Source organism: Mesorhizobium sp. XAP4 (genome assembly GCF_029269325.1).
In the GTDB taxonomy this organism is placed as follows: Bacteria; Pseudomonadota; Alphaproteobacteria; order Rhizobiales; family Rhizobiaceae; genus Mesorhizobium; species Mesorhizobium ciceri.
In genome coordinates this window covers 1,126,036-1,140,415 of the sequence record NZ_JARIXW010000001.1, presented here as the reverse complement: position 1 = coordinate 1,140,415, position 14,380 = coordinate 1,126,036, and the positions used below count along the sequence as shown (strand labels likewise).

Sequence of the window (14,380 nt, the reverse complement as noted above, 5' to 3'; positions counted from 1 at the left end):
GGTTGGCTCAGGCTTCTCATCGTTGTCAGCGCGACGCCGCACACACCTCCCGCACACAGTCGCGCAACCAGCGTTGCGCCGGATCGGCATCGAGGCGCGGATGCCAGAGCATGGAGATAGTGACTTCCGCGGTGGCAACCGGCAGGGGAAAACTGCGCATGCCGGCGCGTGCGCCCTCGGTATGCCGCTCCGGAACGCTGGCGATCAGGTCTGATGTGCGGGCCATGGCAAGGGCTGCCGAGAAACCGGAAACCATGCACACGACGGTCCGCCGCAGCCCGAGCCGGTTCAAAGCCTCGTCGATCGGCCCTTTCTCGCGGCCACGCCGTGAAACGCTGATGTGTCGGCCTGCGGCATAGCGCTCAGGCGTCACCGCGCCCTCGGTCAAGGGATGGCCCGTTCGCACAGCGCCGATGAAGCGGTCGCGAAGCAACGCCTGGATGCGCACCTCCGGGCCGGTCTCGCCAGCGACGCCTATGTCCAGATCGATCGCCGCGTCGCGCAGCGACATGACGTCCCGGTCGGACTTCGGTGCAAAGCGCAGCCGCACGCCGGGCGCATCGGCCTGGATACGGGCAACGAGACGAGGTGCGAACTCTTCGACGAAGCTCTCATTGGTGCGCAGCGTGAAGACCCTGTCCAGGTTCGGGAGATCGAGCAAGGTGGCAGGGCGCAGGATCGCCTCCGCATCCTGGACGACACGGCCTACCTGCTGTCGCAGTTCTTCCGCACGCGGCGTAGCCACAAGGCCTCGACCGGCGCGAACCAGCAGCGGATCGCCCGTCGCCTGGCGCAGTCGCGCCAGCGTGCGGCTCATCGCCGAAGGGCTGAGGCGTAGGCGGCTGGCGGCGCGCGCCACGCTGCCTTCGGTCAGCAGGACGTCGAGAGCGAACAGTAAGTTGAGATCGGGTGATGTCATCGGCAGATCATGACATGATATGGCGCCAAACGCACGAATAAGATGCAAATGCTGCGCCTTCCGCCACATTGGCCAAGGAACTAGATCTCCAGCAGTTCCGGTTGTGGGACTGATGGAAGGAGACCGCCGTGGCAATCGCTGAGCAAAATCCGGACGGGCTGACATCGGCGCCACCACGGATGCAATCCACCGGCTGGGCGTTGGCAAGCCTGTCGCTCGCCACACTGCTGTCGTCGCTGGGAACCAGCATTGCCAGCGTCGGGCTGCCGTCGCTGATGCAGAATTTCGACGCGACGTTCCAGGCCGTGCAATGGGTTGTTCTGGCCTATCTCCTCGCGATCACCACACTGATCGTCAGCGCCGGCCGGCTGGCCGACATGTTCGGGCGCCGACCGTTGCTGCTTGGGGGCATCGCGCTGTTCACGTCCGCATCGGTGCTCTGCGGCCTGGCGCCGACACTCTGGCTACTGATTGCCGCACGCGCCGTGCAGGGACTTGGCGCAGCGCTGATGATGGCGCTGACGCTGGCCTTCGTCGCCGAAACCGTGACCAAAGACAGAATCGGCGGCGCCATGGGCCTGCTCGGCGCCATGTCCGCGATCGGCACGACACTTGGCCCCTCGCTCGGCGGCCTTTTGATCACCGGCTTCGGCTGGCGGGCAATCTTCCTCGTCAATGTCCCGCTGGGAGTGCTCACCTTCGCTCTTGCCTGGCGTGCCCTGCCGGCACGCAATAAAACCGCGCGGCTCGACCGAGGCACGTTCGATGTCGTGGGCACCGCCCTGCTGGCCCTGACGTTGGCCGCCTATGCGCTGGCGATGACGCTGGGCAGAGGTAATTTCGGCACGCTCAACATCGGCCTGCTGATCGCCGCCGGCACCGGCGTTTTTCTTTTCGCCGCCGCGCAGGCCAGAGTGAAAAACCCCTTGATCCGGCTTGCCAGCTTCCGCGATCTTCAGCTGAGTGCCAGTCTCGCCATGAGCCTCGTCGTCGCCACGGTGATGATGGCGACGCTGGTGGTGGCTCCGTTCTACCTGTCGCGCGGGCTCGGGCTGGATGCTGCAATGGTGGGTGTGGTGCTGTCGACCGGCCCGCTCGTCTCGACCTTGTCGGCGCTGGTGGCCGGACGCCTGACCGACCGCTTCGGCGCTCATAGGATGATGGTCGCAGGCCTGCTCAGCCTCACGACAGGCACGTTCCTGCTGTCGCTCGCCATGACCAGATTCGGCATTGCCGGCTATATCGTTGCGATCACCGTCACCTGCATCGGCTACGCGCTGTTCCAGACGTCGAACAATGCAGCCGTCATGACTGGCGTTGACGCCGGTCAGCGCGGCGTCGTCTCCGGTCTGCTCAACCTTTCGCGCAATCTCGGGCTCATCACCGGCGCCTCGTTGATGGGCGCCATATTCGCCGTCGCATCGGCCGAAGGGCACGAAGGCATTGGTCTTCTGAGTTCCGAGGCCGCCGCCCGGGGAATGCAGGTCACCTTTCAGACGGCGACGGTGCTGGCGCTGGCTGCGCTGTTCCTCGCACTGCTCTCGGCCCGCGCCACAGGCCGCGCAGAATCCAGGGCTTCGTGACGCGCACACCGCTCAGAGAATAGAATTTCCAAACAGGCTCAGGCACCTGCCCGCTTGCGGCGTTCATAGAGCATGACCAGCGTTTCCGCCGTCAAGGCAGGCTTTTCCTCGCCTTCGATCTCGACCGTGTTGGCCGCCTTCATCAGATACTGGCCTGGGCCCCTGTCCTCCATGGACAGCAGCGTGATGCGCAGTCTGATGCGGGCGCCGACCCTGACCGGCGCCAGGAAGCGTACTTTGTCGAAGCCATAATTGAAGGCGGCCTGCGTATTCTCGGGCACGATGCCCATGCCGAGCGCCAGCGCGCCGATGATCGACAGCGTCAGATAGCCATGCGCGATCGTCGTGCGGAACGGGCTTTGCCGCCGCGCCCTTTCAGGGTCGACATGAATCCATTGATGGTCGCCGGTGCATTCAGCGAACTGATCGATGCGGTTCTGGTCGACCGTCGTCCACTCCGACACGCCGAGTTCCAGCCCGGCCATCGTCCTCAACTGCTCGTAGGTAGGCGGCGTTTTAGGCCGTATTTCGTTCATTCCTGGTTTCCCGATCGCTTCCAGAGCCTCCGGACCACGAACTGACGGCCTCTGTCAATTCGCTCTACGCGAATCCGTTCCGTCGATCTCGGCCGCAATCGTGCCACGCCGCCGGCGCAGTCGCAGGCCAACTCGGGCTTTCCGGGCTTCAGGGCGGCCGGCAGCCATGAACCGGTCCCGGCCACATCCGCTACTTCTTCTCGTAGCCGGCGCGGATTTCCTCCATCGCCTCCTTGATGCGGGTGCGCAGGATGTCGACCGATTCGGCACCGGATTTCTTGACCAGTTCAGCCACTTCGCTGGCATTTTTCAACGCGGCCTCGAAGGACTTTCTGGCAAACTCCGTCTGTTTGGCCATCAGTTCCTGCGGATTGCCCGGCGCCCTGTAGCTTTGCGCCATATCGGTGACCTCGCGCAGCGTATCCTGCAGCATCTCGCGCTGCCGGGACAACAGCGAGGTGGCGCCGGCGGCACCGGCTCGTGCCGATTTCTCCAGCGCTTCGAGGTTCTTGCGATGATGGGCGAGGATCGCCTCGACATCGACATTCGGCACCTTCAGGTCGCGGCCGAACCTGCCGAACATGTCCATGAAGGAATCGGATTCCGGTTGTTTTGCCATGCTTGTTTGCTCCCCTTTGCCGCGGATGCGGGCACCCTCGGATGGAGAATAACACTCGCGTGCCGTGAGTCCATTCGGACGCGGAGGAATGAGCGCCAGTCTGGCCGCGCATCAATTCACGAGGAACAGCCGCTCGGCCACATAGAGCACGACACCGGCGAGGCCGCCGATGATCATGCCGTTGAAGCGGATGTACTGCAGGTCCCGGCCGATGTTCATCTCGATCAGCCGCGTCAGTTGCGCGAGGTCCCAGCGTTTGACCTGGTCGGCGATGAATGTCGACACGCCGGCCTTCTGGCTCTCCACGAACGACGCCAGCGCCACCACGAACCCCTGGTTCATGTCGGCCCGGATCTGCGCATCGCCGGCAAGATGCCGGCCGACCTCGACGAACATATTGGCGAGGTGCGCACGGATGACCGAATTCGGCGCCTTGGCATCCTGCTCGATGAACTGGCTGAGGCTTGCCCACATGTCGCCGGCCAATCCCTTGACCTCCGGCCGGCCCAGGAAGTCGCGCTTCAGCTTTTCGGCCCGTTTGGCGTATTGTTTCGATGTCCTCAGCTTATCGATGAAGCCTTGGGCGAAGCTGTCGAATTCGGCGCGCAGCGGGTGGTCGGGATCGGCCCTCACTTCGTCGAGCAGCGAGCCCGCCGAGGCGACGATCTTCTTCAGGAGATAGGCGTCGGCGCGGAACAGGTTGAACAGCGACGGCAGTTCCTCGCGGATTTTTTCGCGCATCGTTGCCAGCGCTTTTTCGTCATTGAGGAACCGCCCGATCACCTTGGTGAACTCGTCGAACAATTTCTGATGGCGGCGATCATCGGTAAGCGCCGAGAGCAGTTCGGCGGCCAGCGGCGCCAGCGGCACCTTTTCGATCTGTTCGAGCATGCGGCTGGTGACGAAGCCGCGCAGGCCGGATTGCTCTATCGCCGCAAGCGTCTGCGGCACCAGCCGCACGATGAAGCGCGACAGGCCGGCGGCGCGCTCCGTATCGGCCAGCCAATCGGCGACCAGCGCCGAAAAATCGACCTCGGCAAGCTTTTCACGCACCGGTTCGGGCGCCAGGAAGTTGACCTCGATGAAGCGGCCGAGATTGTCGGCGATGCGGTTCTGGTTCTCGGGGATAATGGCGGTGTGCGGGATCGGCAGCCCCAGCGGCCTTCGAAACAGCGCCACCACCGCGTACCAGTCGGCGAGGCCGCCGATGGTCGCCGCCTCGGCAAAGGCAGCGACGAAGCCGAGCCACGCATGGATGTGCTCGAACGATTTGGCGAGCGCAAACACCAGTACGCAAAGCGCCAGCGCGGCCGCCGCGAGGAATTTCGTCCGCCGCAACGCGGAAAGCTTGGCATCCGCTTCGGCATCGAAACGGACCGGCGTCAAGGGCGAAGCCGATTGTGACATGGGTGAGCCGCTCCTCGTCGATCTCAGCCTATCTAGTGTTCCGACGGCCGAAATACCCGCGACAGCCGGTTTCGCCCGGCATCTTGCCCGGCTGCGCACACAAAGTTGAGGAGAAAATTCATCTATCGCGCCAAGCTAGTCTGGAATTATTCCAAGGTATAGGCCATATTCCGCCTGGGCCAATGTGGCGAATCCGGAATTTCGGGTCAAAGCCGCATCAGCAAAATTTCCAGATCTGGCGTGGGTTGCACCGCCCCAGTGCCTTGTGAGGACAATATGCGGCTTACGCGCCAGACCAACTATGCCATGCGCATCTTGATGTATTGCGCGGCAAATGACGACCGATTGAGCCGCATTCCCGAGATCGCGGCCGCCTATTCTGTGTCGGAGCTTTTCCTGTTCAAGATCCTGCAGCCGCTGGTCGAGCACGGCCTCGTCCAGACCGTGCGTGGCAGGAATGGCGGCGTCAAGCTTGGCCGGGCGGCCGAAGCCATCAGCCTGTTCGATGTCGTGCGCGTGACGGAAGAGAGCTTCGCCATGGCCGAATGCTTCGAGAACGATGCCGCCGAATGCCCGCTCGTCGACAGCTGCGCGCTGAACTCGGCGCTGCGCGAGGCCCTGAATGCGTTTTTCGCAGTGCTCGCCCGCTATACGATCGCCGATCTGGTAGCGGCGCGGCCGAATGTACGCAACCTGCTCGGCATCGACATGCTGATGGAGCGCCGCGCCCCGGCTGCCTAGCGTATTTCTCCCCGTTCTGCGGAGAGAAATGCCCGGCAGGGCAATGAGGGGCGGCGCCGACTTCGACAAATTGGCGGGAGAAGCGCAGGAAACCGCCATTCGCAGGCCCGGCCTCACCTGAATATCAATAGACCGCCGACTGCGGCAGCACGAACGGCATATTGCCCGCCGGCAGCACGCCGACCTTGAGCCGGCAGTCGAACACTTTCTCGATCAGATCATCGCTCAGCACGTCCCGCGGCGATCCGGCGGCGGCCAGCCGGCCGCGATGCATGACGAAGATCCGCTCCGCATACATGGCCGTCAGATTGAGGTCATGCAGGATGGCGACCACGCCACCGCCCCTTCTGGCGAAGTCGCGGGCAATGTTCATGATGATCAGCTGGTGCTTGATGTCGAGGCTGGACACTGGCTCGTCGAGGAACAGAAAGCGCGGCTTGCCGTCGAGCACCGGCGCCCAGACCTGGCACAGCACGCGCGCCAACTGAACGCGCTGTTGCTCCCCGCCCGAAAGCTCCTGGTAGAAACGGCCGGCAAAGCCGTCGAGATCGACACGCGCCAGCGCCCGTTCCGGCAGCCGCGCATCCTCGCCCGGCAAGGCGCCCGAACGGCCGCCGACAAGACCAAGCTTGACCACTTCCCGCGCGGTGAACGGGAACGACAGCGTCGTCGCCTGCGGCAGCACCGCGCGATGGACGGCTGCCTCGGCCGGCTTCATCGTCGAGAGATCTCGGCCGTTGAGGGCAACGCGGCCGGTATAGGCGAGCTCGCCGGAGAGCGCTTTGAGGAAGGTCGTCTTGCCCGAACCATTGGGGCCGACGACGGCGGCGATCTCGCCGGGCCGCGCGTGGAAATCGACACCACTGACGATAGGCTTGCCGGCGATATCAACCGAAACATCCTTTGCCTCGATCATCAAGCCTCACAAATCAACCACGCCGCGCTTGCGCAGCAGGATCCAAAGGAAGAACGGCGCGCCCGCTATCGCGGTGACGATGCCTATCGGCAGTTCGGCCGGCGCAACGATGGTGCGTGCGACCGCATCGGCCAGAAGCAGCAGCGAGGCGCCGAGCAGCGCCGACGCCGGCAGCAGATAGCGATTGTCCGGACCAATCAGCAGGCGCAGCAGATGCGGCACCACGATGCCGACGAAGCCGATGCCGCCGCTGACGGCGACGGATGCGCCGACCGCGGCGGAGACGCCGACGATGGCCGTGTATTTCAGCCGCTGCACCGGAATGCCGAGATGGCCGGCGGTCGCCTCGCCAAGCGCCAGCGCGTTGAGGCCGCGTGCCAGGAACGGCATCGCCGCCAGCGCCAGGACGATGATCGGCCCTACCGACGCGATCTTCGCCCAGGTCGCACCACCGAGCGATCCGAGTTGCCAGAAGGTCAGGTCGCGCAACTGGCGATCGTCGGCCATGAAGATAAGGATGCCGGTCAGCGCCATGGCGAGCGCCGCCAGCGCGATGCCGGCGAGCAGCATTGTGGCAACCGAGGTTTGCCCCCGCCGCGTCGCGACCTGATAGAGCATCAGCGTGGTGGCGAGCCCGACACAGAAGGCCGCCAGCGGCAGGGCAAGCGTGCCGAGCAAGACTGTCACCGGAGCCAATATCGTCGCGCCGAGCACGATGACGGCAACCGCGCCGAGGCTGGAGCCGGCCGAGACGCCGATCAGGCCGGGGTCCGCCAGCGGATTGCGGAACAGCCCCTGCATGACCGCGCCGGAGACGGCGAGCGCCGCGCCGACCAGCATGCCGAGGATGACGCGCGGCAGGCGGATGTCATAGACGATCAGGCTGTCGCGGGCGCTCAACGCGGCGTCGTCAGGCACTGCGCCGAACAGCCGGCCCCCGATGACGTTGGCGACCGATGCGTCCGAAGCCCCCGATGTCAGCGACAGAAAAACGGCAGCCGCGAGCCCCAGGCACAGCAGAAGGATGACGATGCGGGCGCGGCCCGACCGGTCGCCTTCGGATACGCTTGCCATCACCGGGCCGGCGATCGATTGATCGACCATGATCTGCCTGCTCAGTCCGTGACCTGCCCGCCATAAAGCGAGACAGCGAGGTCGTGGATGGCATCAGCCGTGCGCGGCCCGAAGCCGAGCAGATAGGCGCCGTCGATGCGGATCAGCTTGTGCGCCGTTCCGGCCGGCGTGGAGGCGATCGACGGATTGCCGAACAGTTCGTTGTCCGAAACCGTAGGCCCGGCATTGCTCATCATCAGGATCACGTCAGGCCTGGCGGTTATGATCGCCTCGTCGGACATCTGCTTGTAGCCGGAAAAGCCCTCGACCGCGTTGACGCCGCCGGCCAGCTTGACCATGCCGTCGGCGGCGGTCTCGCTGCCGGCCGCCAGAATCTTGCCACCCTGTATCGACAGCACGAACAGGATGCGCTTGCGCTCCTTGATCGAAGCCGTCTGCTTCTCGGCGGCCGTGAGCTTGGTATCGAGCTCCTTGGCCAGCACCTCGGCCTTGGCGTCGACGCCGAGCGCCTTGCCGACGATGCGGACCTTCTCGAGAATGCCTTCGTGGCTGTAGTGCTCGGGCACCTCGATGAACGGCACGCTCGTCTTCTTCAAGACATCGACTGCTTCCTTGGGGCCGCTGCCATGCAGCGCCAGGATGCCGGTCGGGTCGACCGACAGCACACCCTCCGGCGACAGCGCGCGCATATAGCCGACATCGGGCAGCTCAAGCGCCGCCTTTGGGAACCGGCTGGTGGAATCGCGTGCCACCAGATGCTTTTCCTGGCCGAGAGCATAGACGATCTCGGTGATCGAGCCGCCAATGGCCACGATCTTTGAAGGATCGGCAAACACGGCCGTGCCATCCGCGGCGCTGGCGGGTTGCAGTGCGATAGCAGCCATGGAGAGACCGATCACCGGCCCCAAAATAAATTCGCGCACAGCCGACAATCTTGGGAAAACACTCATAGCATTTTTTCTCAGGCTGCGGTCGGGCTTGGGATGCGCGGCAGGTTTTCCGCCAGGAAGCGCCAGTCGTCCCGCTCGCTTTCGCCTTCATGACGCTTGCCGAAGAACTGGATGATCATCTTGCCGTCGGCGTCATAGACCTCGAGCGAGGTGACATGACCGTCCTTGGTCGGCTTGCGCACGGCCCAGACCTCGTGGATGTGGTCGGTGCGCAGATGCAGGTGGAAGGTTTCGTCCAGCACGTTGATCCATGGTCCCATCGGCTTGATCGACTTGATCGGACCGGAATGGATCTGGATGCAGCCGCGGTTTCCCACAAAGCACATGATCGGCATCTCGCCCTCCGCGGCATGATGAAACATGGCCCGGACCGCCTCATTGTCGAGCTGCCAGGCATAGTCCTGCCCAACCAGGCGCACCGCCTGCCGGCGGCTTAGTTTCAGCGTCTTCAGCATACCAAAGAACTGGTGCACGTCGGTCAGCCGGCTCCAGCGGTCAAGCAGATCGTCGAGATTGGCGGCCGCTTCGTCGCCATGGATCTCGTCATCGGGGAGTGGCCCCGAGATGTCGACCGTCGGTTCCTGGTTGGACGATTCGAGCGCGGCGACCAGCTTCTGATAGGCATAGAGGCTGGAGGCCGGCCGCAGATGCACCTTGTGCACGGCCTCGCCTGCCGCATCGAAGAACTGGAGACTGCGGCGGATTTCGTCGCCGTCGCGCTTCTCGACGGCAAAGCCGTGCGCCCAGACCTTCGGGAAGATGCGCAAGTCGATGTTTTCGCCAAGCACCATGGCATTGTGGGTGCCGGTGACGACCTTGTCATAGACGCCGATCTTCTCGTGCACCGCGCTGTCATTGCGGGTCAGCGCCATGACCTCGCCGACGGCCTCGAGGCCGGTCAGAAGATCGTTGACGCGCGGCTCGATGCGGACGACGCCGTCGCCGCAATGCGCCGCGACCAGTTCGGCTTCCGAAATGCCGAGATGGGCAGCCAGATCACGCTCGCGCGTCTTCGGATTGTCTGTCCGTGCCCGCCGGATTTCATGCGGGGCGGGTTTTACGCGCTGATCCATGTCTCGGTCCCTGTTGCCTTGTCTTACTTGTTGAGAATGAGCTTGCCCTGGCGGGTGATTTTCAGCCGGTAGAGTGCACCGTGATGCTCGATGCCTATCTCGTGCTCGCCCTGGAACAGGGTGTTGCTGGAAAGGGTTCGTACCGCCAGCGGAACCCGGTCGAAATGGGGGGAGGCATCGTCGGGACGGCGGACGCGATAGCGAAAATCGTTGGGATTGTGGGTGTTCATCTGGATGGATCCCTTTCCTGTGCCGGGCGTCTGGCTAGGCGTTGCGTAATCCGATTCATTTCTTGACTTTAATAATCATGTTTACTAGCCAGTGCAATACCGGATTAAATGAGTCAACATTTAAGACGCCGGCGACGATCAAAAATGCCAGCCAGCCCCGGGCCAGCCAGCATGAAACCTGGACTTTGGAGTTGGGGCATGGGGTTTGTGACTTGGGAATGGCGCGGCCGGTCGGCGGCGAACGGCGCGGCGGCATTGCTGGCAAGTGTGGCGGCGATTGCCTTATCGGCGCAACTGGCCAACGCCCAGCAGGCGGCGCAGCCGACAGATCAAACGAAGAAGGCTGAAGAGGAAAAGGCAGCACCAGCGGGAGCAACGCTGCTCGACAAGATCCTCGTCATCAGCCGCACCGGCGAGACGGCGATCGAATCGCTGGCATCGGCCAGCCATGTCGGCCAGGAACAGCTCGACCGCCGCATGGCGACGACGCCCAATGAGATGCTGCTCGGCGTGCCCGGTGTCGCGGCGCAGGCCGACGCCAGGCGCGTCAGCACCAGCATCAACATCCGCGGCCTGCAGGATTTCGGTCGCGTCGCAGTCATCGTCGACGGCGCACGACAGAATTTCCAGCGCTCCGACCACGGCACGCAGTCGACCTTCTACATCGACCCCGAACTCGTCAAATCCGTGGATGTTATCCGTGGTCCTGTAGCCAACACCTACGGCTCGGGCGCCATCGGCGGCGTCGTCTTCTTCGACACCAAGGATGCCGAGGATTTCCTCAAGCCTGACGAGACATGGGCCGGTTCCGTCACGGGACGCTATGAGAGCAACGGCAAGGGCTGGACCACAAGTGCATCCGGCGCCTACCGCATTAACGAGAATTGGGACGTGCTGGGCAACATCGTCTACCGCGACTATGACGACTACAAGGATGGCGGCGGCGACACCGTCAAGGGCACCGGCTTCGACGTGCTGAGCGGACTGCTCAAGACCAGCATACGCCCGACCGACAACAGCGAACTGAAGCTCGGCTGGGTCGGCTCAAGCGATGGCTGGAACGAGATCAGCGGCGGTGCGCCGGTCAATGACGTCGACCTGAAGTCGAACACCTTCACGGCGCGCTACAACATCACGGATGAGGACAAGAGCTGGCTCGATCTCCACATCAACACCTCCTACAACAAGACCAACCTCGATCTGACCAGCCTTGTCCCGCAAAACCGCTTTGATCCGGTCACCGGCCTTCCCGTTGTCTTGCCGGCTGGCTCGACGTCGACATTCGACATCGGCACGACCAGCATCGACCTCTGGAACACGTCCCGGTTCGAGACGAGTGGGATCGCGCACGAGCTGACATATGGCGGCGACTGGGCCGGCGACAATGTCAAGACAGGCGGCGCGGCTGGTGGCGACAGTTTCTACACGCCTTCGGGCAAGCGCAACGTTTCGGGCGCTTATGTCCAGGACAAGCTCACCTGGGAGTGGCTCGAAGTCATCGCCGGGCTGCGTTACGACAACTACAGCCTCAAAGATGACACCCACGACATTTCCGGCGACAGGGTATCGCCGCGCATCACCGTCGGCGTCTCCCCGTTCGAATCCGCAGGCCTTGCCGGCCTTCAGTTTTATGGCACCTATGCCGAGGGCTATCGCTCGCCATCGATCACCGAGACGCTGATCAGCGGCAATCATCCGGCAGGCGTCAGCTTTCCGTTCCTGCCCAATCCCAATCTGCGGCCGGAAACCGGCAAGACGACCGAATTCGGCGTCAACTACAAGCAGAACGACATCCTCGAAGCCGGCGATGCGCTGCGCATCAAGGCAGCGTATTTCAACAATGATGTCGAAGATTACATCGATGGCGTTACCCTGTCGCGGTTTGACCCGACAGCCGGTTGCCCGAGCGGACCCGGTATCCCGATATGCTTCCAGTACCAGAATTTTGCCAAGGCCAAGATCGACGGCTTCGAACTGGAGGGCGTCTATGATGCCGGATGGGGCTATGCCGGGCTCTCGGCTTCAATCACCAATGGTCACACCATTTCCTACAAGGGTGTGGAAGCGGATCTCGCCACGATCCCATCATCCCAGGTCACCGCGCAGCTCGGCTTGCGCTTCCTCGAGGACAAGCTGACCGTCGGCGGCGAAGTGCAATACAATGGCAAGCCCAAGGGCAATCCGATCGCCGAGGACTACACGCTGGTCAATGCCTTTGCCAGCTACCAGGCGACGGACAATTTGAAGATTGATTTCCGCGCCGACAATCTGTTCGATGTCAAATACGCCAACCCGCTCAACCTGACCACGGCCGGCCAGCCGCCGCAGCCGGTTTTCGCGGCCTACGAGCCCGGCATAACGCTGAAGCTGGCGGCAACGATGCGGTTTGGAGGCTGATTGCCATGACGAGCTTGACGACACCCCTTCGTCTGCTGACCTCGATGCTGGCGATGTCGCTTGCGATGGTTCCGGCGTGGGCGCAAGAGTCCGCGCCGGTCCCCGCGCTCACCCTGGAACTCAATGGTGCGCAACCTTCCGACAAGGGTTGCCGCCTGACGTTCGTGGTCAACAACAATCTCGGCGCCGACCTGTCCAAGGCTGCCTTCGAGATCGCCTTGTTCAACGAGGCAGGCGTCGTCGACCGGCTGACCGTGCTCGATTTCAAGGAATTGCCGGCGGGCAAAACCAAGGTGACGCGTTTCGATCTGGCCGGCACCGAGTGCTCGAAAGTCAGCCGCGTGCTGATCAACAGCGCGACCGAATGCACCGGTACCGGCGTCGAACCGAACGCCTGCATGCGAAAGCTGAAGACAGACACCAAGACCGGTATCGCCTTCGGCGTCTGAGGTGGGACTGCATCCCGCATTCCTGCAAAACAAAGCGGCGTGGCCAGCTGCCGGCCACTGCCGACTGCCGCTGCGAGCGAACGATCTTGATTTGACAATTCTGCTCTTGTCGCTGCAGGTCTCGCGGCGAGACATGCAGGATATCAGCCCCCTCCCCGAAGCCGGCGCCGAGCTGGCGATAGAGCCAACCGAGCCGCTCGCGCTGCCGCGGCCATCGGCCTGGAACCGCAAATGGACGGCGGCGATCGTCGTCTCCTGCGCGCTCCATGCCGCCGTGGCGGCGGCTTTTCTGATCTCGCCTTCGGGGATTTCGAGTTCCCAGAATGCCGAGCAGCCGGAAGGCAGTGATCAGTCGGGCACCAACGTGGTCGGCAGCGCGCTGGACAAGGACCCGACGGCAATAAACGTTGCACTGGTGCCCAGCCCGCAACCGGCCAAACCACAGCCGGCAACGCCGCCCAAGCCGTCGCAGCCAACGGAGGCCTCCCAACCTGCCGCGGAAGCGGCAAAGCCGCCGCTCAAGTCTTTGCCGGAAGCTGTCAAACCGCAGGCGGTCACCCCGGACATACTGGTGGCCGGCGCCCCTCGCCCCGATGATCAGAGCGTGGCTCCCAAGACCGAAGCGCCGGCACAGCCGACCGTTCAGCCCAGGAGCACCGAGGCGCCTGTCGCCGTTCCAGAACAGCCGCCGATCCCCAGCGCGAGGCCCAGTCCGGCAGCTGCCCAGTCAAAGACGGCGGATGAAAAGCGCGGCACGGCGGATGGCCAGGACCTGTCGGCGCAAGCGGCCAGCAAGGGCAAAAGGCAAAACGAGGCAGGCACTGCCGCGGAAGATAACTACCGCGGCGATGTCTTTAGAAAGCTCGGCAGCGTCAATCGCACTCTGCCGCCGTCCCTACAACTGGCGGCACGCAACAATGCGGTTGTTAAATTCGTCATAGGCAGGAAGGGCAACATAAATGAGTTGCGCATCCTGGAGACCTCAGGGTCGGCGGCTTTCGATCAGGCGGCGCTTGGCATTATCCGCAAAGCAGCCCCCTTCCCTTCGATTCCACCACAGGCAGCAAGCGCAAGTTTGGAGTTCGAGACCGAAATCGGCCCATTTTGAATGTGCGCAGAACAAAACGCTGCGGCCGCAAATCATCAACATCCCTGTGAGAGGAAACCACCATGTACATCGCCATGAACCGCTTCAAGGTGCAGACCGGCTCGGAGAACGATTTCGAGGCCGTGTGGAAGAACCGCGATTCCAGCCTTGCGGAGATGAAGGGGTTCCGCGAATTCCACCTGCTGCGAGGCCCGGTCAACGAGACCGAAGGCTACACGCTGTTTGCATCGCACACGGTGTGGGCGAGCCACGATGATTTCATCGCCTGGACCAAGTCCGAGAATTTCCGCGCCGCCCACAGGAATGTCGGCACGACGAAGGTCCACTATCTCGGCCACCCCCAGTTCGAGGGTTTTTCGGTCGTCGAAGGCGCGTAAT

At 63.3% G+C, this 14,380-nt stretch carries 15 protein-coding genes; 6 read left to right on the top strand and 9 right to left on the bottom strand.

The features are described from left to right. Positions 1–25: 25 nt before the first annotated feature. Positions 26–919 (bottom strand): LysR family transcriptional regulator, encoded by an 894-nt coding sequence (locus tag P3C39_RS05695; RefSeq protein WP_013531250.1) that lies wholly within the window; start codon positions 917–919, stop codon positions 26–28. Positions 920–1,047: 128 nt separating this feature from the next. On the opposite strand from P3C39_RS05695, the gene P3C39_RS05690 reads away from it, so the two are divergent. After that, positions 1,048–2,502: an MFS transporter gene (locus P3C39_RS05690; RefSeq protein WP_275952864.1), complete on the top strand. Its 1,455-nt coding sequence runs from the start codon at positions 1,048–1,050 to the stop codon at positions 2,500–2,502. Positions 2,503–2,540: 38 nt separating this feature from the next. On the opposite strand, the gene P3C39_RS05685 is transcribed toward P3C39_RS05690, so the two are convergent. The 3 genes from P3C39_RS05685 to P3C39_RS05675 all read right to left on the bottom strand — a co-directional run bounded on the left by P3C39_RS05685 (position 2,541) and on the right by P3C39_RS05675 (position 5,064). Continuing rightward, the gene (locus P3C39_RS05685; protein WP_013531248.1) at positions 2,541–3,038 is read right to left on the bottom strand and encodes a MaoC family dehydratase; all 498 of its coding nucleotides are present in this window, start codon (positions 3,036–3,038) and stop codon (positions 2,541–2,543) included. Between the two features lie 190 nt (positions 3,039–3,228). Then, entirely contained in the window at positions 3,229–3,657 is a 429-nt protein-coding gene (locus P3C39_RS05680; RefSeq protein WP_013531247.1) for a phasin family protein, read from the bottom strand. Between the two features lie 111 nt (positions 3,658–3,768). Beyond that, complete coding sequence (locus tag P3C39_RS05675; RefSeq protein WP_063168163.1) at positions 3,769–5,064, bottom strand: DUF445 domain-containing protein; 1,296 nt, start codon at positions 5,062–5,064, stop codon at positions 3,769–3,771. A gap of 276 nt (positions 5,065–5,340) precedes the next feature. Here P3C39_RS05675 and rirA point away from each other — a divergent pair, with 276 nt between their 5' ends. After that, complete coding sequence (gene rirA / locus P3C39_RS05670) at positions 5,341–5,805, top strand: iron-responsive transcriptional regulator RirA (RefSeq protein ID WP_013531245.1); 465 nt, start codon at positions 5,341–5,343, stop codon at positions 5,803–5,805. A 124-nt stretch (positions 5,806–5,929) separates the two neighbouring features. On the opposite strand, the gene P3C39_RS05665 is transcribed toward rirA, so the two are convergent. Genes P3C39_RS05665 through hemP form a run of 5 tightly spaced genes read right to left on the bottom strand, consistent with a single transcriptional unit; the run spans position 5,930 to position 10,048 of the window. After that, positions 5,930–6,721: a heme ABC transporter ATP-binding protein gene (locus tag P3C39_RS05665; RefSeq protein WP_275952857.1), complete on the bottom strand. Its 792-nt coding sequence runs from the start codon at positions 6,719–6,721 to the stop codon at positions 5,930–5,932. Positions 6,722–6,727: 6 nt separating this feature from the next. Further along, entirely contained in the window at positions 6,728–7,825 is a 1,098-nt protein-coding gene (locus P3C39_RS05660; RefSeq protein ID WP_275952855.1) for an iron ABC transporter permease, read from the bottom strand. An 11-nt stretch (positions 7,826–7,836) separates the two neighbouring features. Beyond that, the gene (locus P3C39_RS05655) at positions 7,837–8,745 is read right to left on the bottom strand and encodes a hemin ABC transporter substrate-binding protein (protein WP_275952853.1); all 909 of its coding nucleotides are present in this window, start codon (positions 8,743–8,745) and stop codon (positions 7,837–7,839) included. Positions 8,746–8,756: 11 nt separating this feature from the next. Next, positions 8,757–9,818, bottom strand: coding sequence for a hemin-degrading factor (locus tag P3C39_RS05650; RefSeq protein ID WP_275952851.1), 1,062 nt, complete (start codon positions 9,816–9,818; stop codon positions 8,757–8,759). Positions 9,819–9,841: 23 nt separating this feature from the next. Beyond that, positions 9,842–10,048: a hemin uptake protein HemP gene (gene hemP / locus P3C39_RS05645; protein WP_063168168.1), complete on the bottom strand. Its 207-nt coding sequence runs from the start codon at positions 10,046–10,048 to the stop codon at positions 9,842–9,844. 198 nt (positions 10,049–10,246) lie between these two features. On the opposite strand from hemP, the gene P3C39_RS05640 reads away from it, so the two are divergent. The 4 genes from P3C39_RS05640 to P3C39_RS05625 all read left to right on the top strand — a co-directional run bounded on the left by P3C39_RS05640 (position 10,247) and on the right by P3C39_RS05625 (position 14,379). Next, positions 10,247–12,445 carry a TonB-dependent hemoglobin/transferrin/lactoferrin family receptor gene (locus tag P3C39_RS05640; RefSeq protein WP_275952848.1) on the top strand — a complete coding sequence of 733 codons (2,199 nt, stop codon included), beginning with the start codon at positions 10,247–10,249 and terminating at the stop codon, positions 12,443–12,445. Positions 12,446–12,450: 5 nt separating this feature from the next. Beyond that, positions 12,451–12,894: a hypothetical protein gene (locus P3C39_RS05635; protein WP_063172345.1), complete on the top strand. Its 444-nt coding sequence runs from the start codon at positions 12,451–12,453 to the stop codon at positions 12,892–12,894. Between the two features lie 91 nt (positions 12,895–12,985). After that, positions 12,986–14,002 (top strand): TonB family protein, encoded by a 1,017-nt coding sequence (locus P3C39_RS05630; RefSeq protein WP_346016427.1) that lies wholly within the window; start codon positions 12,986–12,988, stop codon positions 14,000–14,002. A gap of 62 nt (positions 14,003–14,064) precedes the next feature. Beyond that, the gene (locus P3C39_RS05625) at positions 14,065–14,379 is read left to right on the top strand and encodes an antibiotic biosynthesis monooxygenase (RefSeq protein WP_027039045.1); all 315 of its coding nucleotides are present in this window, start codon (positions 14,065–14,067) and stop codon (positions 14,377–14,379) included. Position 14,380 lies beyond the last annotated feature (1 nt).

Coding starts and splice junctions, on each gene's coding strand:
- P3C39_RS05675 (WP_063168163.1), bottom strand. CDS start 5,064: ATGTCACAATCGGCTTCGCCCTTGACGCCGGTCCGTTTCGATGCCGAA.
- hemP (WP_063168168.1), bottom strand. CDS start 10,048: ATGAACACCCACAATCCCAACGATTTTCGCTATCGCGTCCGCCGTCCC.
- P3C39_RS05665 (WP_275952857.1), bottom strand. CDS start 6,721: ATGATCGAGGCAAAGGATGTTTCGGTTGATATCGCCGGCAAGCCTATC.
- rirA (WP_013531245.1), top strand. CDS start 5,341: ATGCGGCTTACGCGCCAGACCAACTATGCCATGCGCATCTTGATGTAT.
- P3C39_RS05635 (WP_063172345.1), top strand. CDS start 12,451: ATGACGAGCTTGACGACACCCCTTCGTCTGCTGACCTCGATGCTGGCG.
- P3C39_RS05695 (WP_013531250.1), bottom strand. CDS start 919: ATGACATCACCCGATCTCAACTTACTGTTCGCTCTCGACGTCCTGCTG.
- P3C39_RS05655 (WP_275952853.1), bottom strand. CDS start 8,745: ATGAGTGTTTTCCCAAGATTGTCGGCTGTGCGCGAATTTATTTTGGGG.
- P3C39_RS05650 (WP_275952851.1), bottom strand. CDS start 9,818: ATGGATCAGCGCGTAAAACCCGCCCCGCATGAAATCCGGCGGGCACGG.
- P3C39_RS05685 (WP_013531248.1), bottom strand. CDS start 3,038: ATGAACGAAATACGGCCTAAAACGCCGCCTACCTACGAGCAGTTGAGG.
- P3C39_RS05680 (WP_013531247.1), bottom strand. CDS start 3,657: ATGGCAAAACAACCGGAATCCGATTCCTTCATGGACATGTTCGGCAGG.
- P3C39_RS05625 (WP_027039045.1), top strand. CDS start 14,065: ATGTACATCGCCATGAACCGCTTCAAGGTGCAGACCGGCTCGGAGAAC.
- P3C39_RS05640 (WP_275952848.1), top strand. CDS start 10,247: ATGGGGTTTGTGACTTGGGAATGGCGCGGCCGGTCGGCGGCGAACGGC.
- P3C39_RS05660 (WP_275952855.1), bottom strand. CDS start 7,825: ATGGTCGATCAATCGATCGCCGGCCCGGTGATGGCAAGCGTATCCGAA.